The sequence below is a fragment of the Bradyrhizobium sp. P3_C3 genome (assembly GCF_056402655.1).
In genome coordinates this window covers 19013-37156 of the sequence record NZ_JBFUGY010000032.1, presented here as the reverse complement: position 1 = coordinate 37156, position 18144 = coordinate 19013, and the positions used below count along the sequence as shown (strand labels likewise).

General features: G+C 64.6%; 15 protein-coding genes. 8 read left to right on the top strand and 7 right to left on the bottom strand.

What is annotated here, in order from left to right:
• Window positions 1-99 precede the first annotated feature (99 nt).
• Complete coding sequence (locus tag AC1DW2_RS30315) at window positions 100-1281, top strand: GNAT family N-acetyltransferase (RefSeq protein WP_354112938.1); 1182 nt, start codon at window positions 100-102, stop codon at window positions 1279-1281.
• 193 nt (window positions 1282-1474) lie between these two features.
• Here the strand turns inward: AC1DW2_RS30315 and AC1DW2_RS30310 are convergent, their stop codons facing one another.
• Window positions 1475-3757, bottom strand: coding sequence for a GumC family protein (locus AC1DW2_RS30310; RefSeq protein WP_354123676.1), 2283 nt, complete (start codon window positions 3755-3757; stop codon window positions 1475-1477).
• A gap of 201 nt (window positions 3758-3958) precedes the next feature.
• Between AC1DW2_RS30310 and AC1DW2_RS30305 the strand changes: the two genes are divergently transcribed.
• From AC1DW2_RS30305 to AC1DW2_RS30295, 3 genes are all read left to right on the top strand, one after another.
• Window positions 3959-5092, top strand: coding sequence for a glycosyltransferase family 4 protein (locus AC1DW2_RS30305; RefSeq protein ID WP_354112940.1), 1134 nt, complete (start codon window positions 3959-3961; stop codon window positions 5090-5092).
• 120 nt (window positions 5093-5212) lie between these two features.
• Window positions 5213-6763 carry an undecaprenyl-phosphate glucose phosphotransferase gene (locus AC1DW2_RS30300; protein WP_354234578.1) on the top strand — a complete coding sequence of 517 codons (1551 nt, stop codon included), beginning with the start codon at window positions 5213-5215 and terminating at the stop codon, window positions 6761-6763.
• A gap of 164 nt (window positions 6764-6927) precedes the next feature.
• A complete protein-coding gene (locus AC1DW2_RS30295) occupies window positions 6928-8190 on the top strand; it encodes an O-antigen ligase family protein (RefSeq protein ID WP_354112942.1) in 1263 nt (420 codons plus the stop codon).
• Between the two features lie 66 nt (window positions 8191-8256).
• Here the strand turns inward: AC1DW2_RS30295 and AC1DW2_RS30290 are convergent, their stop codons facing one another.
• Window positions 8257-8727: a MarR family transcriptional regulator gene (locus AC1DW2_RS30290; RefSeq protein ID WP_049803079.1), complete on the bottom strand. Its 471-nt coding sequence runs from the start codon at window positions 8725-8727 to the stop codon at window positions 8257-8259.
• Window positions 8728-8874: 147 nt separating this feature from the next.
• Here AC1DW2_RS30290 and AC1DW2_RS30285 point away from each other — a divergent pair, with 147 nt between their 5' ends.
• Window positions 8875-10071 (top strand): FAD-dependent monooxygenase, encoded by a 1197-nt coding sequence (locus AC1DW2_RS30285; RefSeq protein WP_354123674.1) that lies wholly within the window; start codon window positions 8875-8877, stop codon window positions 10069-10071.
• A gap of 140 nt (window positions 10072-10211) precedes the next feature.
• Here AC1DW2_RS30285 and AC1DW2_RS30280 read toward each other — a convergent pair whose 3' ends face one another.
• From AC1DW2_RS30280 to AC1DW2_RS30265, 4 genes are read right to left on the bottom strand one after another with little or no spacing between them, the layout of a single operon-like run.
• Window positions 10212-11387, bottom strand: a complete 1176-nt coding sequence (locus AC1DW2_RS30280; protein ID WP_354123673.1) for a saccharopine dehydrogenase family protein — start codon at window positions 11385-11387, stop codon at window positions 10212-10214.
• Window positions 11388-11416: 29 nt separating this feature from the next.
• Window positions 11417-12595: a saccharopine dehydrogenase family protein gene (locus tag AC1DW2_RS30275; protein WP_135215973.1), complete on the bottom strand. Its 1179-nt coding sequence runs from the start codon at window positions 12593-12595 to the stop codon at window positions 11417-11419.
• Window positions 12596-12604: 9 nt separating this feature from the next.
• Window positions 12605-13387, bottom strand: coding sequence for a DUF169 domain-containing protein (locus tag AC1DW2_RS30270; protein ID WP_166342045.1), 783 nt, complete (start codon window positions 13385-13387; stop codon window positions 12605-12607).
• Between the two features lie 60 nt (window positions 13388-13447).
• On the bottom strand, window positions 13448-14164 hold the full coding sequence (locus AC1DW2_RS30265; RefSeq protein WP_223154008.1) for a YdcF family protein: 717 nt from the start codon (window positions 14162-14164) through the stop codon (window positions 13448-13450).
• 232 nt (window positions 14165-14396) lie between these two features.
• Between AC1DW2_RS30265 and AC1DW2_RS30260 the strand changes: the two genes are divergently transcribed.
• The 3 genes from AC1DW2_RS30260 to AC1DW2_RS30250 all read left to right on the top strand — a co-directional run bounded on the left by AC1DW2_RS30260 (window position 14397) and on the right by AC1DW2_RS30250 (window position 16312).
• Complete coding sequence (locus AC1DW2_RS30260; RefSeq protein WP_085400755.1) at window positions 14397-15338, top strand: acetamidase/formamidase family protein; 942 nt, start codon at window positions 14397-14399, stop codon at window positions 15336-15338.
• A gap of 200 nt (window positions 15339-15538) precedes the next feature.
• Window positions 15539-15736, top strand: a complete 198-nt coding sequence (locus tag AC1DW2_RS30255; RefSeq protein WP_007603456.1) for a hypothetical protein — start codon at window positions 15539-15541, stop codon at window positions 15734-15736.
• 72 nt (window positions 15737-15808) lie between these two features.
• Window positions 15809-16312 carry a GcrA family cell cycle regulator gene (locus tag AC1DW2_RS30250; RefSeq protein ID WP_354123671.1) on the top strand — a complete coding sequence of 168 codons (504 nt, stop codon included), beginning with the start codon at window positions 15809-15811 and terminating at the stop codon, window positions 16310-16312.
• A 268-nt stretch (window positions 16313-16580) separates the two neighbouring features.
• Here the strand turns inward: AC1DW2_RS30250 and AC1DW2_RS30245 are convergent, their stop codons facing one another.
• The gene (locus AC1DW2_RS30245) at window positions 16581-18110 is read right to left on the bottom strand and encodes a porin (protein ID WP_063982925.1); all 1530 of its coding nucleotides are present in this window, start codon (window positions 18108-18110) and stop codon (window positions 16581-16583) included.
• Window positions 18111-18144: the final 34 nt, after the last annotated feature.

The following is an 18144-nucleotide window of genomic DNA, read 5'->3' as shown; positions in this document are numbered from 1 at the left end:
CGTTCGCCTGATTGTCATTACCCTTTGTTGACATTTCTTTGCAAAGGTCGGCCACAGGCCGAACTGCGCAAATTTTTCGTTTCTCGACAGGTTTCGTGAATGACCATGGCTGCGGCGATGCAAAGCCGGACGGCAGAATCGCCAGCGCGGTCGAAAGCGAGCCGTATCGCGCATGTCGATATCGTCACCGATCTGGCCGAGGCCGAGACGGTCTGGCGCGCGCTCGAGGAGAGCGGCCAGCTCTTCACGCCCTACCAGCGCTTCGACCTGCTCAGCCCATGGCAACGGCTGGTCGGCAGCCACGAAGGCGCCGGTCCCTTCATCGTAATAGCCCGCGACGCCGAGCGCCAGCCGCTCCTGCTGCTGCCACTCTCGCTGCGGCAAGGCCACGGCGTGCGCACGGCCTGCTTCATGGGCGGCAAGCACACCACCTTCAACATGGGCCTGTGGAACGCCGAGTTCGCCGCCGAGGTCGCCATCGCCGATCTCGACGCGCTGCTTGCGCCGATGCGCGAGCATGCCGACGTGCTCGCGCTGACGCAGCAGCCGCTGCGCTGGCACGACCAGCACAACCCGTTCGCGCAGCTGCCGCGGCAGAGTGCGATCAACGGCTGCCCTCTCCTGGCGATGGAGCCGGGCGGGCCGCCCGCATCGCGGATCAGCAACTCCTTTCGCCGCCGCCTCAAGAGCAAGGAAAAGAAGCTCCAGGCGCTTGCCGGCTATCGTTATCACCTCGCCACTACGGATGCGGACGTCACCCGCCTGCTCGACTGGTTCTTCCGGGTCAAGCCGGCGCGGATGGCCGAACAGAAACTGCCCAACGTCTTTGCCGAGCCCGGCGTCGAAGCGTTCATCCGCAGCGCGTGCCTGTCTGCGCGCGGCGAAGGCCGCGTCATCGATATTCATGCGCTCGAATGCGACGACGAGGTGATCGCGATCTTCGCCGGCGTCGCCGACGGCCAGCGCTTCTCGATGATGTTCAACACCTACACGATGTCCGAGCACGCCCGCTACAGCCCCGGGCTGATCCTGATGCGCTACATCATCGACCGCTACGCCGAACGCGGCTACCGCTCGCTCGATCTCGGCATCGGCTCGGACGATTACAAGCGCATGTTCTGCAAGGACGACGACGACATTTTCGACAGCTTCGTGCCCCTGACCGCGCGCGGAAAACTCGCGGCGATGGCGATGTCCTCGCTGAGCCACGGCAAGCGGCTGGTGAAGCAGAACCAGATGTTGTTCGATCTGGCGCGGCGGCTGCGGCAGACGTTCGGGTAGGCGTCACAGCCTCTGGTCTCGTAGGGTGGGCAAAGCGAAGCGTGCCCACCACGTCTCCCGCAATCGTTGAAAGGTGGTGGGCACGGCGCAAATGCGCCTTTGCCCACCCTACGATTCCGAGCTCGTGGAGAAAGACCCCTCACCGGCTTCGCTTTCGCGATGCCACCCTCTCCCGCAGGGGCAGAGGGCGAGATTACGCCGCGACCACGCGCGGTGCTTCGGCCGCGTCCGACGGCTGCACCGGCTTGCTCAGCATCGTCACCTCGCTGAAGCCGACCGCCTTCAGCTGCTCGCACATCAGCGTGCGGGCATCCGGCGCCATCGACGCGTCGGGCACCACGACGGCGCGGGCATGCGCGGTCAGCAGTTCGGCCGGGAGGTCCGAGGCGCTGCCGGCGTCCACCAGCACGTGGTCGTAGGCGCGAAGCAGCGCATCGATCGCGAGCGTCACCCGCGGCGATTGCAGCAGGCTGCGGTCGAAGCCGGGACGGCCGGCCATGACCAGATGCAGCCGCGAGAGCTTGTCCCGGGTGATGATTTGCGCGAACGAGGCCTCGCCCTGCATCAGCTCGGCGAGGCCGGGAGCCGAAGCATCCACGGACACCGCGGCGATGGTCGGCGAGGATGCGGCGAGATCGACCACAACGACGCGCGCATCGCGCGCCAGGTGCCGGGCCAGCGTCAGCGTCGACAGCGTGATGGCTTCGCCGGCCGCGGTGCCGAGCACCGTGACCTTCTTCGCCGCCGGTCCCGCAGCGCGCAGGCTGTCGGCAAGATGCTCGATCTCGGCGAATTCAGTGACGTCGGCATCGGCCGCCATCTCGGGCTGAAGCGGCGCAAGGTCTTCCACAACCGGATCGAGCATCGGTTCGGCCATCGGTTCGGCCATCGGCTGGACGACCGGCTCTTGGCGCACCGGCGCCTGCGTCTGCGCCGGCGTGAACACCGCCACCGCGCGTGGCGCGGTCTGGCGCAGCAGCTCGCCGGTGACGACGACGCCGGACGAGAGCAGCAGCGTCGCGATCGTCGCAATCAGCACGATCGGCAGCTTCTTCGGATAGGCCGGCGTATTCGAGACGATGGCGCGCGAGATGATGCGGCCTTCCGCCGGCGCGGTATCGATGCTTTCGCGGGTGCTGGCCTCGCGATACTTCCCAAGATACGTCTCGAGCAGGTCGCGCTGCGCCTTGGCTTCGCGCTCGAGCGCGCGGAGCTGGACGTCCTGACCGTTGGTCGAGGTCGCCTGCTTCTTGAGCTGGTCGAGGCTCGCCGTCAGGCCGTCGACCCGGCCACCGGCGATCCGCGCATCGCTTTCGAGCGAGCGCGAGATCTTGGCCGCTTCGTCGCGAATTTGGTTGTCGAGGTCGCCGAGCTGCGCCTTCAGCTCCTTGATCCGCGGGTGATTGCCGAGCAGCGTGGACGATTGTTCGGCAAGCTGCGCCCGCAACGTCACCCGCTGCTCGGACAGCCGCCGCATCAGTTCGGAATTCACCACCTCGGACGCTTCGATCGGCTTGCCGCTCTGGAGCATCTCTTTGATCAGCCGCGCCCTGGATTCAGCATCCGCCCTCATCGAGCGCGCGTTGTTGAGCTGGGTATTGACCTCGCCCATCTGCTGGTTCGAGAGCGTGGTGTTGTTGGTGCCGACGAACAGCGACGATTTGGAACGGAAGTCCTCGACCTTGGCTTCGGCGTCGGAGACTTTCTTGCGCAGATTTTCGATTTCGCCCGAAAGCCACTGGCTGGCGCTGCGGGCCTGATCCTGGCGCGCATTCTGCTGGAGCACGAGATAGCCGTCGGCGATCGAATTGGCGACGCGCGCGGCAAGGTCAGGATCGGCGGACTGGAATTCGACCACGATCACGCGCGACTTGTCGACGGCGTAGGCTTGGAGCCGCTCGTAATAGGCATCCAGCACCCGCTCTTCCGGCGTCATCGAAAACGGATCGCGACCGATGCCGATCATCGCTGCGAGCGACTTCAGCGGCGAAATGCCTTGTAGCACCGGATCGAACTCGGGGCGTTCCGCGAGCTTGTTCTTTTTGATGATCTCGCGCGCGAGATCGCGCGAGAGCACGAGCTGCACCTGGCTGGTCACCGCCTCGGGATCGAGCGACTGCCGCTCTTCGGTGCTGCGGTCGCTGCTCGGCCGCAGGAACACGTTCTCGCGGCCGTCGATCAGGATACGGGATTCCGACTTGTAACGCGGGGTAACGAGATTGACGGCGGCGATCGACGCGACCAGCGCGAGCACCGTCGGCACGATGATCCAGCCGCGCTTGCGGGCGAGCACCGCGCCGAGCGCGTGCAAATCGATGTCGCCGGATTCGGCTTGTGCCTGCTTCGCAGCAACGGGCGCAAGCTCTGCTTCAATCTCGGGCGCGGCTTCGGTCGATTTGGCTTCGGCTTTGGGCTTCGAAATAGCCCGCTCGACCACTGCCTTGTCCTTGCCGGCACGCCAGAACGCTAAACGCATCGAACACTCCCGCAGGGCAACGCTGCGACTCTACCTCAACCGGGGCGATTACACTCCATTAAGGTTGCTGCTGGGTTAATCGCGCCCTGCCGCGACCGGCGCGCGCGGCGCCGACACCGTTTGTTAACCACGAGGGCTCTTAATCCATCTCGATATTTCGAGAATTGTTCGAGCATTCGCCGTCGAGCGCTGGTTCTGATCATGCCCCCCTCTCCCGACCGGCCGCTCCGCATCCTGCACGCCGTGCGCGCTCCCGTGGGCGGCATCTTCCGCCACATCCTCGACCTCGCCAACGGTCAGGTCGATCGCGGTCATCACGTCGGGATTCTCGCCGACAGCCTCACCGGCGGCGAGCGCGCGGACAAGGCGCTGGCCGAGCTCGCACCGCGGCTGAAGCTCGGCGTGCACCGGCTGACGATCCGCCGCGAACCGTCGCCAGACGATTTTCTGGTGTGGCTGCGAATGCGGCGCCTGATCGCCGCGCTCAAGCCCGACGTCACGCACGGCCACGGAGCCAAGGCCGGCGCCTTCGTCCGCATGCGGCGACGATCCAACGACACCATCCGCATCTACACCCCGCATGGCGGCTCGCTGCACTATCCCCTCAACACCTTCAAGGGCGAGTTTTACGCGCGGCTCGAACGCACGCTGATGGACGCGACGGACCTGTTCCTGTTCGAGAGCGCGTTTGCGCGCGACACCTATCAGCGCATCGTCGGCACGCCCAAGGGCGTGGTGCATTGCGTCTTCAATGGCGTGACGCCGGAAGAATTCGAGCCTGTTGGCATCGCCGACGATGCCACCGATCTCGCCTATGTCGGCGAGTTCAGGCACATCAAGGGCGCGGATTTGCTGGTCGATGCGGTGGCGCGCCTGCACGAGAGCGGCAAGAAGGTCACGCTCACGCTCGGTGGCGACGGCGAGGAGACGGCGGCGCTGAAGGCGCAGGTCGACAAGCTCGGTCTCTCCAGCGCCATCCGCTTCATCGGTCACGTCAAGGCGCGCTACGGCTTCTCCAAGGGGCGGCTGCTGGTCGTGCCCTCGCGCGGCGATTCAATGCCGTACGTCGTTATCGAGGCTGGAGCTGCCGGCATTCCCATGATCGCGGCCCGCGTCGGCGGCATCCCCGAGATTTTTGGGCATGACAGCCCGGCGCTGTTTGCGCCGAGCAACGCCGAGGCCATGGCCGAAGCGATCGCGGCCGCACTCGACGATCCGCAGGCGACCGCGCAGCGCGCATCCGCCCTGCGCGAGCGCATCTCCGCGCATTTCTCCCAGCAGGCGATGGTTGACGGCGTGCTCGCGGGTTATCGCGACGCATTTGCCAATCATTAACCATCCTTAAGACCGCTTTAGAGAATCTTCCGATTTGTCCGATAATCGACGTGCCAGGGGATGCTCGCCCGGGGCGCAACGCTGCGACCCGCGGGTTTTTTGGAATGGACGTGGACGCCCGTGGAACCGCTCAACGCACGCTCGATGCTCGACGCCGCCACAAGCGCCGCGGCGAAGCCGGCTGATCAACCGTTTGTGGAGCGCCGTCGCCGGCTCTTGCCCGCCGCGCTCGAAATCGTCAACCAGAAGGTCGCCCGCGCCTATTCGCCGATCGTGATCACCGGCTTCGTCCGCTTGGCCGATTTCGCCCTGCTGAGCCTCGTCGGCATCGCGCTCTATGTCGGCTATGTCATGCCGCTCGCCGGTTCCTTCAGCTGGGTTTATCCCGCGCAGATCATCGCCGTCGCGGTCGCCGCCGTGGTCTGCTTCCAGGCCGCCGACATCTATCAGGTGCAGCTGTTTCGCGGTCAGCTCCGGCAGATGACGCGGATGATCTCCTCCTGGTCGTTCGTCTTCCTGCTGTTCATCGGCGTATCCTTCTTCGCCAAGTTCGGCAGCGAAATGTCGCGGCTGTGGCTTGCCGCCTTCTACTTCCTCGGGCTCGCCGCGCTCATCTCCCAACGTCTGGTGCTGCGCTCGCTGGTGCGCGCCTGGGCACGCCAGGGCCGGCTCGACCGCCGCACCATCGTTGTCGGCTCCGACAGCAACGGCGAGCAACTGGTCGAGGCGCTGAATGCCCAGGAGGATTCCGACATCCACGTGCTCGGCGTGTTCGACGACCGCAACGACAGTCGCGCGCTCGACACCTGCGCCGGCGCGCGCAAGCTCGGCAAGGTCGACGACATCGTCGAATTCGCCCGCCGCACCCGGGTCGATCTCGTGCTGTTCGCGCTGCCGATCTCGGCGGAGACGCGCATCCTGGAGATGTTGAAGAAGCTCTGGGTGCTGCCTGTCGACATCCGGCTCTCCGCGCACACCAACAAGCTGCGTTTCCGTCCCCGCTCCTATTCCTACCTCGGCGAGGTGCCGACGCTCGACGTGTTCGAGGCGCCGATCACCGACTGGGACCTGGTGATGAAGTGGCTGTTCGACCGCATCGTCGGTGGCCTCGCGCTGCTCGCAGCCCTGCCGGTGATGGGACTGGTGGCGCTGGCGGTGAAGCTCGACAGCCCCGGCCCAGCGCTGTTCCGTCAGAAGCGCTTCGGCTTCAACAACGAGCGCATCGACGTCTACAAATTCCGCTCGATGTACCATCATCAGGCCGACCCGACCGCCTCCAAGGTGGTGACCAAGAACGATCCGCGCGTCACCCGCGTCGGCCGCTTCATCCGCAAGACCAGCCTCGACGAGCTGCCGCAGCTCTTCAACGTGGTGTTCTCAGGCAATTTGTCCCTGGTCGGCCCGCGTCCGCATGCGGTGCAGGGCAAGCTCCAGAGCCGCCTTTTCGACGAAGCCGTCGACGGCTATTTCGCTCGTCACCGCGTCAAGCCCGGCATCACCGGCTGGGCCCAGATCAACGGCTGGCGCGGCGAGATCGACAATGAAGAGAAGATCCAGAAGCGCGTCGAATTCGACCTCTACTACATCGAGAACTGGTCGGTGCTGTTCGACCTCGTCATTCTCCTGAAGACGCCGGTCTCGCTGCTGACCAAGAACGAGAACGCGTATTGAGTTTTGTCGTACCCGAGCCTCACTGTCATCGCCCGGCTTGACCGGGCGATCCAGTAATCGCCGGCAGTAGAAACTGCCACGAACGGCTCGGAGTACTGGATGCCCCGCTTTCGCGGGGCATGACGTTGGAAGTTGTGTGCGTATACGAGTAGCGTGAGCATGTGATGGCGTATGCGGCAACAGTCGGGGAGATGAATGCAGCGGTTCGCGCTGCGCCCGGCGTGCTGGCCATCCAGCGCGCGCTGGTGTGGCTGACCGGCGCCTCCGGCGCCATCGTCTTCATCGAGCCGAGCCCCTACGAGATCGTGACGCTGCTGGCCGCCGTCACCTTCTTCGCGACCGGTCTGCGCCTGCGGCTCGTGCTGATGCCGCTGATCCTGATGCTGGTCCTGCTCAATGTCGGCTACACGATCAGCGCGGTCCCGCTGTACGAACAGTCCGAGGTGGCGAGCTGGATTGCGACCTCCTGGTACATGGCGGTCACCGTCGTGTTCTTCGCGATGGTCACCTCGGAAGACACCGCGGCCCGGCTCGACATGCTCCGCCGCGGCCTCGTGGTCGGCGCGATGGTCGCCTCGCTGTCTGCGGTCGCCGGCTACTTCCATCTGGTTCCCGGCGGAGACGATCTCCTCACACTCTACGGGCGCGCGCGCGGCACGTTCAAGGACCCGAACGTGCTCGGTGCCTTCCTGATCCTCCCGGCGCTGTTCGCGCTCCAGAGCGTGGTCTCCGACAAGTTTGCCAAGGCGTTCCGCAACGTCATCGCCTTCGGCATCATGTCGCTGGCGATCCTGCTCGCGTTCTCCCGCGCCGCCTGGGGCGGATTGGTGCTGACCTCCGCCTTCATGCTGGCGCTGATGGTGCTGACCAGCCGCACCAACGCGCAGCGCTCGCGCATCGTCGTCATGGCGATCGTCGCCGCGGTGCTGGGCCTCGTGCTGATTGCGGTGCTGCTGTCATTCGATTCCACCGCCGAGATGTTCAAGCAGCGCGCGAGCTTCGACCAGAGCTATGACGAAGGCCGCTTCGGCCGGTTCGGCCGGCATATCCTCGGCGCGGAGATGGCGCTCGACCTGCCATTCGGCATCGGCCCCCTGCAATTCCACCGCTACTTCCCCGAGGACACCCACAACTCCTACCTCAACGCCTTCATGTCCGGCGGCTGGCTCTCCGGCGTCTGCTATCCGGCGCTGGTCTTCACCACCGTGATCATGGGTATCAGGCACATCTTCGTTCGTGTGCCCTGGCAGCGCGCTTATCTCGCGATCTTCTCCGCCTTCGTCGGCACCGTCGGCGAGAGCTTCGTGATCGACACCGACCACTGGCGGCACTTCTGGATGATGCTGGGCGCGATGTGGGGCATGATCGCGGCTGCGCAGGCTTACAAGATCAAGGACATTACCGTTCCGATGGAATCGGAACGGTAATGTCTGACTTTCTGTTTTGACGCGTTTTCTTGACGCGAACCGGTATCCACTTCGCTCGAAAACGCTCTAGCGGCGAAGCTTCTTCAGCTTGAGATCGGGCCGCTTTTCCGGCGGCGTGTCGAGAAGTCCCTTCAGTGCCTCGGTTGCCGCGAGCACGCCCTTGTAACCCTCCGTCGCGAAGCGCAGCAGCAGGCGCAGCTCTTCGTCGGAATAGGCGCCAAACACCTTCTCCATCGCCTGCTGCATCGGCACGTAGAGCTGGCCGATCTTCATAGCCGTCTCGGGCACGACGGAAATGAAGACCTTGCGGCGGTCTTTCTCGTCCCGTTCGCGGCGTACCAGCCCGGCCTTCTCGAGTCGGTCCACCACGCCGGTGATGGCGCCCGTCGTCAGCCCCGTGACCTCGGCGAGCCGGCCCGCGGTGACGCGGCCCTCGAGATAAAGGATGTCCATGCATTCGAGGTCGGAATTGGCAATTCCGGCAACGTTCGCAACCGTTTGGCCATAGAGCACGCCCTGCGCGGACGACCGCCGCATCGCCTCCTCGAGCTCCTGCAACAGCGCCGCGCGCGCCTTCGTCCTTGACAAGGCCGACCTCATATCTTAGTCGATGTATATCTTAGCTACTAAGAGATTTAGCAACCGTAATTTCTCCTAGCACCACGGAAACGTCGGGAGCAAGCCATGTCCAACCGTCCCCGCAAGGCCCTGATCATCGGCGCCGGTATCGCCGGGCCCGTCACCGCGATCCTGCTGCGCCGCGCCGGCATCGAATCCGCGATCTACGAGGCCTGGCCCTATTCGAAAGGTATCGGCGGCGGCCTCCAGATCGCACCGAACGGCATGCATGTGCTGGACGAGATCGGGCTCGCGAACGAGCTGATCAGCCGCGGCTCGATCGCGGAATCCTTCGATTTCTATTCGCAGAGCGGCGAACGGCTCGGTTCGATCAACCGCGACATGGCGCGGCGCTTTGGCCAGCCGGCCGTCAACGTCTGCCGCGCCACGCTGAACGAAATCCTGATCGACAAGGCCTGGTGCGCCTGCGTCTCGCTCTATTTCGAGAAGCGCCTGATCAAGATCGAGGACCGCGGCGACCAGCCGATCATCGCTTACTTCTCCGACGGCACCACGGCCGAAGGCGACTTCCTGATCGGCGCCGACGGCGTGCACTCGGTCGTGCGCCGCCAGGTCGTGCCGGACGGTCCGCAACCGTTCGACACCGGGCTGATCGGGTTCGGCGGCTTCGTGCCGCACGCCGTCCTCGATGGCAGGCCGATCGGCCGGCACGTCGAGACCACGTTCGGCAAGAGCGGCTTCTTCGGTTACGGCTATTGCAGCCCGGATCCGAACGACGGTGTGATGTGGTGGAGCACGCAGCCCGCGCACGGCATGGACGCGGCGATGTTCCGCGCGCTCGACCACGCGACGCTGAAGCAGCATCTGCGCGGCTTCCATCACGGCTGGCACGATCCGATCCCCGATATCATCGACGCGGCCGAGAACATCGTGGTCACCGACACGCTCGACGTCGCGACCTTGCCGACCTGGTCGCGCAAGCGCTCGCTGCTGATCGGCGATGCCGCGCATGCGACCAGCCCCCACGCGGGCCAGGGCGCTTCGCTCGCGCTCGAGGATGCGATGCGGCTCGCGCGGCTGATGCAGGAGGGCCAGGAACTCGGCGCCACCTTCCAGGCCTTCGAGGCCGAGCGGCGGCCGCGCACCGAGAAGATCGTCGCGATGGCGCGCCGCAACGGCAACAGCAAGCGCGAGTTCAGCGCCACCGGCGCATGGCTCCGCAATCAGATGATGAAATGGCTGTTGCCGCTGGGCTCGAAGAGCATGGAGTTCATGTACGCGTATGACGCGCGGGCGGCGTAACGGCAATCTCACCGTCATCGCCCGCGAAGGCGGGCGATCCAGTACGCCGCGGCTTCTCGATTCAACAATACTGTCTCTGGAATACTGGGTCGCCCGGTCAAGCCGGGCGACGACACCGTCATTTAGGCACGCAAAAGCGCCTAGCCCTCCACCTCAAACCTCAGCCCGGCATGATCGACCAGCCGCTTGATCAGCTTGTGCTGCATCGCTGCGCCCGGCGTCCAGAGACCGGCCGGGACATCAGGCGTGTCGCGCAACAGGCAGATCGCGCATTCGGAAACCATCTTCGCCGTTGAGGCATAGCCGGGATCGAGATCGCCCTTCACCGCCGCGCGAACCTGACGGCCGTCGGGCGCGATCGCGACATAGAGCACGTCGTAATGACCGCTGTCGCGCTCTTCCTTCGACGGCCCCTCGCCGGGCTTGAGCGCTTTGGGGCCGGTCTTTTCGCTATTGGCGGCCATGACGAGCTTCGCGTTGGCCTGCCCTTCGTCCCCCGTCCCCGTCAGCACCATCTCGTCGTAGACGAAATCCCGGCCATACGGGAATCCCATCAGCATGTTGGAGCGATGGACGTTGCGCGTGTTCAGCGTCGCCATAGCAAACGGGGCGGACCAGGATTGCAGGTCTTCCTCGAAAACGGGCTTGTTGCCGCGCGGCTGTTTCGGCCCCTCGAAGCCGGGCGTGAATGCGAAGGGGTCCTTGAGGATCGACACCAGGCTGAGATCCTGCGCGACAGCTTCGAAGGTGACCCTCGCGCTCGCCGAGGTGCCGCCGGAGAACTTCCAGCTGAGGTCGCGGACGCGCCCCTTGACGCGCGGCACCGGCGCTCCGAACACGCGACGGGCTTCCTCCTGCACGAAGAACGCACCGAGCTCGAACGGGATGGAATCGAAGCCGCAGGAGAACATGATGCGCGCACCGCTCGCCCTGGCTGCCGTCTCATGCTTGTCGATCATCTGCTTCAGCCAGATCGGCTCGCCGCAGAGATCCATATAGTCGGTGCCCGACGCGACGCAGGCGGCAAGCAGATCGGAGCCGTAGAGCTGGTAGGGACCGACCGTTGTGACCACCAGCTTCGCCTGATCGACCATCGCGCGCAACGACGCAGGATCGGCTGCGTCCGCCACGATCAGCGGCGTGTCAGCGGGTGCGCCGATCGCATCGCGAACGGAGGCGAGCTTGTCCCTGCTGCGCCCGGCCATCGCCCATGTCGGCGCGCCGTCACCGGCGTAGCTTGCAGCGAGATATTCGGCGACGAGCTGGCCGGTGTATCCCGTTGCGCCGTAGACGACGATGTCGAACTTCGCGGACACGGATCACGCTTCCTTGGGAGCCGTGGACCTTATGCTTCCACTCCGAACGTCAGCCCAGCATTATCCCGCAGCCGCTTGATCAGCTTGTGCTGCATCGCCGCGCCCGGCGTCCAGAATCCGGCCGGGACATCTGTCACATCGCGCAACAGGCACATCGCGCATTCGGAGATCATCTTCGAGGTCGAGCCGTAGCCGGGATCGCGGTCGCCGGTGACGCCGGCGCGAACCATGCGGCCGTCGGGCGCGATCGCGACATAGAGCAGGTCGAAGCGGCCGTTCTCCCGCTCTTCCTTCGAGGGCCCCTCGCCCGGCTTCGGCGCGTTCGGACCGGTCTTCTCGGCGTTGGCTGCCACCACGCGCTGCGCGTTGGCTTCGCCCTTCTCGCCGGGACCCGTCAGAACCATCTCGTCGTAGACGAAGTCCTGGCCGTAGGGAAAGCCCATCAGCATGTTGGAGCGATGGACGTTGCGCGTGTTGATCAGTGCCATCATGAACGGCGCGGCCCAGGATTGCAGGTCCTCCTCGAGCAGCGACCTGTTGCCCTTCGGTTGCTTCGGGCCGGTGAAGCCCGGAGTCAACGCGAACGGATCGTTCAGGATCGCGATCAGGCTGATGTCCTTTGCGACCGCATCGAAGGTCGCCTTGGCGCTCGCTGCGGTGCCGCCCGAGAGCGTGCCGCGCATGTCGCGCACGCGGCCTTTCACACGCGAGGCCGGAGCGCCGAACACGCGCTTGGCCTCTTCCTGCACGACAAACGCGCCGAGCTCGAACGGCACGGAGTCGAAGCCGCAGGAAAACACGATACGCGCGCCGCTCTCTTTGGCGGCCGCCTCGTACTTGTCGATCATCTGCCGCATCCAGATCGGCTCGCCGCAGAGATCGAAATAATCGGTGCCGGTAGCAACGCAGGCAGCTAACAGCTCCTCGCCATAGAGCTGATACGGGCCGACGGTGGTGATCACCGACATCGTCTGCTCCGCCATCGCCTTCAGCGAGGCCGCGTCCGACGCATCCGCGACAATCAGCGGCGTATTCCCGGGCGCGCCGATCGCATCGCGTACCGACTTGAGCTTGCCGAGGCTACGGCCTGCCATCGCCCATTTGAGCGCGTGGTCACCCTTGTAATGCTGAGTCAGATATTCGGCGACGAGCTGGCCGGTGAAACCGGTCGCACCGTAGACGACGATGTCGAATTTCGCTGAGCTCATGGTCGACCTTTATTTCTTCGCGTAACTCACGCCCATGCCGGCGCGGACGTCGCTTTGAATCCCATAGGGCGGAATCGGATAGCGCAGGCCGTTCTTGGCCAGCGCCTTCATGCCCTCGATCGCCTTGGCAAGATGCGAGGGCTTCAAGGCCATCAGCATCTCCTCGTCCGGCACGCCGCCATAGCGCCGTTCGGCATAGCATGGCAAGGACAGGCTGGGCTCGCCGGTTTTCAGCGCCCGCCCCCAGGAATCCGCGCAGGCGGTCTCACCGACCACCCCCCATTCGAACTTCTTGTAGCCGGTATATTGCAGCCCGTTGATCAGGATGATCATCTGCCCCGGCGTTGCATAGACCAGGCAGATGTCGGGCGGATCGAGCCGCCCGCTGGCGAGCGGACTAACCGCAAGCGCCTGATACTGCCCGAACGGAACCACGTCCAGCGCCTCCTGGCGCTTGCGCGCGTCCTCGGCGGTGCCGTGCCAGACTCCGACATAGTTTTCGCCGGCGAGCCATTTTTCGTCCTGCGGCGCAAGCCCGATCACGGCGCGACACTGCGCGCCGACAAGATCGTCGGCGGTGATGCCGACCGTCCAGCCCAGACGTGCAGCCATGCTGACGATCTGGTCGGTGGTGTGGACCGCGTTCGGCCGCCGGATTTTCGGGATCGCCTCCATGTCGGCGGCGCTCGCGAACAGCTTCATGCCGATCACCGTCGTCTTCAGCCGCAGCAGGCTGTTGAGGTCGGCGACGAGGCCGGCAAGATCGATCCTGTCTGCGCTCTGCTGTTGCATGGCGTCCTCCCGACCGGCGATCGCGCGCCGGTACTCTGTTCTTGTTTTGCGACTCCCGTTTTAGTCCTTGCCCGGTCCCGGAAGCAACTCGCCGGTCCGCCCCATGATGCGATACGCCAAAAGGCCGATCCATTCGCGCACGGCGACGTCGGTCTTGCCGAGACCATCTGCCCCATTGCGGGTGAAGGCGAAGAGCCCGTCGCGCCCACCCATCCGCCAATCCACCGGATAGGCTTCGACATCGAACCCGGCCTTGCGGAAAATGCCCATTGCGCGCGGCATGTGGAAAGCCGACGTGACCAGAAGCCAGCGTTCGCCCGGCTTCGGCGTCACCAGCTGCTTTGTGAAGATCGCGTTCTCCCAGGTGTTGCGGGAGTCGCGCTCGAGGATCAGGCGCTCCTTCGGTATGCCCAGGCTTTCCAGTATGGGCGCGGTGTAGTCGGCCTCCCTCGCCTCCGTCGCGACCAGATTCGCCGAGCCGCCGGTGAAGACGATACGCGCGTTCGGATAGCGCCGCGCGAGGTCGGCCGGTGCCAGCATGCGATCGGCCGCGTGCGCAACCACGGGCGTGCGATGCGCCGCCGACAGATCGGTGTCGATCGAGCCGCCGAGCACGATGATGCCGTCGGGGGCGCCCCGCGACGGGTCCCACGCCGGGAAACGCGACTCAAGCGGATAGAGCAGAAGATTGCCGATCGGCGAGAACGCGACCAGCGCCAGCAGCACCAGCGTGGTCACGGCGAGCTTGCGGCCGACCGCAGCAAACCGCGTCGCCATCAGCAGCAGCGACAGGATTCCGAGCTCGATCAGGAGATTGATCGGCAGCAGAGCGGTGCCGAGGGTCTTGGAAAGAACGAAATACAGGGGAGCCTCGCTGGAATGATCGTGCCGGGCTTGACCGGCCCGTCCATCTTCAGAAATCTTCTTGAAAGAGGATCGATCGCCGGGTCAAGCCCGGGCATAACAGGTTCTCATGACGAGTTCTGATGAAACCGATTGGACGCGGCCAATGACCCATCACCACCTGCATTCGAGCCCCGAGACCTGCCATTGGGGGTTCTTCGAAGCCGCGCTCAAACCCGTCCTCACCGTCAAAAGCGGCGATGAGGTGACGGTCGACACCATCAGCGGCGGGCCCGACATGCTGCCCGACCGCACCAAATTTCACATTCCGCCGGAGATGTTCGAGGTTCACGCCAAAAACGAGCGCATGCTGCCCGGCCACATCCTCACCGGCCCGATCGCAGTCGAGGGTGCCGAGCCCGGCGACGTGCTCGCGGTCGAGATCCTCGACGTCCAGCTCCGGCAGGATTGGGGCTGGAACATGATCAAGCCGCTGTCCGGCACCCTGCCCGACGATTTCCACGAAACGCGCATCCTGAACATCCCGCTCGACCGGTCGCGGATGGTCGGCCGCATGCCCTGGGGCCTCGATCTGCCGCTCAAGCCGTTCTTCGGCGTGATGGGCGTCTCGCCACCATCGGCCTGGGGCCGCATCTCCTCGCTCGTGCCGCGCGCAATGGGCGGCAATCTCGACAACAAGGAGCTCGGGGCCGGTGCGACACTCTATCTGCCGGTGTTCGTCCCGGGCGCGATGTTCTCCTGCGGCGACGGCCATGGTGTGCAGGGCGACGGCGAGGTCTGCGTCACCGCGATCGAGACCGCGCTTCAGGGCCGCTTCCGCCTGACGCTGCGCAAGGACCTCAGGTTCGACTATCCCCGCGCCGAAACGGCGACGCATTACATGACCATGGCCATGGACCCCGACCTCGACCAGTGCGTGGTGCGCGCGCTGCGCGACATGATCGTGCTGCTCGGCGAGACGCGAAACCTGTCGCGCGAGGACGCCTACACGCTGTGCAGCCTGGCCGCCGACCTGCGGGTGACGCAGACCGTCAACGGCTGCAAAGGCATCCATTGCATGATCGAAAAGGCGATCGTGCACGGCTAGCTCCACCCGCCTGCCCGGCCCCGTCCCCACTCCGCCGCCGCTCGGCATCCCGCGCGGCGCGCGGAGCTGCGCCTGATTTCCCGAGCGATTCCAATGAGCTGAAACACCGGTCTTGCCCGGATTTGACTTCCACCCCTGAACCTAAATAGAGTCTTAATCGTTACTTTTAAGTATCCTAGTATGAGGTTAGCGTTCGGGCCATGGCCACCGAAAAAGCCGAGACTGACCGCATTCCCGTAACCTTGGCGCTCTCGACCATCACCTATCTGGAAAAACTGGTGAGACAGGGCACCCACGGCACCAGCGTTCCCGGCGTCGCACGCACACTGATCGAGGAAGGCATCCGTCTCGCCATCAAGGACGGGCTTCTGTCGATTCGCGACAACGGCAGAACGTGAGGGCGCGCCGGACGTGAGGCGGACGGATCTCGAGAGGCGGATGGCCGACATCTGCAACCTGGGACCGTTACAATGCCTGTTCTCTCACCAACTTCTTCACCGACTGCTTCTTCACCGACCTGGACCAACGAACGAATTGAACTTCTGAAGCAGCACTTCGAGGCCGGCCTCACCTGCAGCGAGATCGCTGCCGACATCGGCGTCAGCCGCAACGCGGTGATCGGCAAGCTGTCCCGGCTCAATCTCACGCGCGGCAGGACGAGCGACGAGCGCAAGCTCGTGCGGAGCCTCGCGCCGCGGCGCGGGACGAGAGCCGTACCGCGGCTGCAATATGAGATGCTCGCCACGATCTACGGCGACACCGACACACCTGTGGTTGCGGGTCCAATCGACGATGCCAACCGCTGCTCGCTGCTGGAGCTCTCAGACAACCGCTGCCGCTGGCCGATCTCGACGCCGGGTGCGGACGACTTCTGTTTCTGCGGCAATACCGCGCCCGACGGCCAGTCCTACTGCGTCGGCCACAGCCGCCTCGCCTACCGGCCGAACTCGCGCGCCCGTGTGATGCGCGGCTGAAGGAAATCCGCAAAACGAAAAACCTCCGGCGGGGCATCACCGGAGGTTTCTGGAGGCTTAGCATGAAGCTAAGAGCCGTGACTTTCGTAATCGGCTGAAAACAAGATAGCTGATCTACTCAGGTAAGTAAATAAGTTTGAGGGCGATCGATTCGCATAGCTCGTCTTCGTCGTTTGCAACGTGTTGCCGGATTTTCCGAAGGCCATTTTCATGAAAAAGCCCCGGCGGTTTCCCGCCGGGGCTCTATCAGATCGGAACGGTCTTCAGCTTACCAGTTGCGCTGGGCGCGCAGCAGCAGGCTGTAGGTGTCCTGGTCCTTCAGCTCGTAGGTTGCCGCAGGCTTGGCAACCGACGCCAGCGCCGGGGTGGTGATCACGCCCGAGTACTTCTGGTCGAGGTGGCTGTAGACGAAGTCAGCCGAGAAGGTCAGGTTCTTGACCGGCGTCCAGCGGGTGATGACGCCGATCTGGCCGATGTTGAAGTCCGGGTTGCAGGTGCCGGTCAGCGAGGCGAACGCAGCGCTGCCGCAGATCAGGCCCTTCGCCGTGCCGCTGTAGTTGACCGCAGCCCACGCGCCGTAGAGCGCCGTATTCCAGTACGGGTTCCAGTTGTGGGTGTAGGCACCACGGAAACCGTAGGTCTTGGTCAGCTCGAGCTGGCCGTTGGGACCGAACACCGCGTCAGACACGCCGGCAAAGCCGATGCTCTGATACGCGCTGCCCGAACCGCCGAACATCGAGTAGCTGGTCGCCGCCAGCGACTGGAAGTTGTAGCGGCTCGCGCCGTCGGTATAGACGCCCGAGATGTTGATCACGTCGCCAGCACCGGTCGGGATGTTCTTGATCTGCAGAGCTAGCTGAACGGCCCAGCCCCACTTGTCTTCCGGATGACCGGTGACTTCGGACGCGCCGTAGTAGGCGACGTGGTTGTCGTGCGCAGCCACCGACGCCTGGAACAGGCCCCAGGCCTGGTCGACACGAACCATGCCGACGATGTCGGGCGACCTAGTGCCGCCGATATCGTTCGAGCCGTAAGCACCGCCGAGGACGCCGCTGGTGGACATGCCGGCGGTGTTCCAGATGTTGGTCGTGAAGAACTGGGTCTGGTCCTGCGCCGAAACGGTCGCGGTCACGCCCTGGCCGAAATCGGCCGTGTAGGTGAACTGGGCGACGCCGTTCACGGAGCCGCTGCCACCGACGAGCTGGTCGAAGTTGTTGCCGGGATAGTTGGTCCAGGGCGCGTCGAACTGCGACACGGACTTACCCATGGTGAAGCCGGCGAACTGGATGAACGCATAGTAGACGCCGAGCGTACCACCCGAGATCGTGCCCGAGCTTGCGTTGTTCGGCGCAGACACGCCCGTGCTTCCGAGTTGCGAGTAAACGGTCGCGCCTGTTGCCGAGCCGCTTCCCGTATAGTTATCGGTCGTCCAGGTGAACACCGCGTCAAAGTAAGTGCGAACCACCCCGTACTCAGTCGCGGTACGGGTATCGATGTTGAGGTCCTCGCGAGCGCGCGCCAAATAGTAGTTCGACAGGCGGTTGTTCGCGCCGGAAACACCGTTGTAGGCGGCGCTGTAGTTGCCGCCGGCATTGAGCGCGACTTCAGCACGCAGATAGCCGCCGAGCTTGATGCAGGTGTCGGTGCCCGGGATGTAGTAGAAGCCCGCGCCGTAGAGCGAGCAGATCTTGACGTACTCGACCGCCTTGGCCTTGACCGGAAGATCGGCCGCTTGTGCTCCGCCGACGGCGATCAGACCCGCCGCAGTGCCGAGCAAAAGGCTCTTCACCACTTTCATATAAAACCTCCAAGTTGCTCATTTTACGGAGACC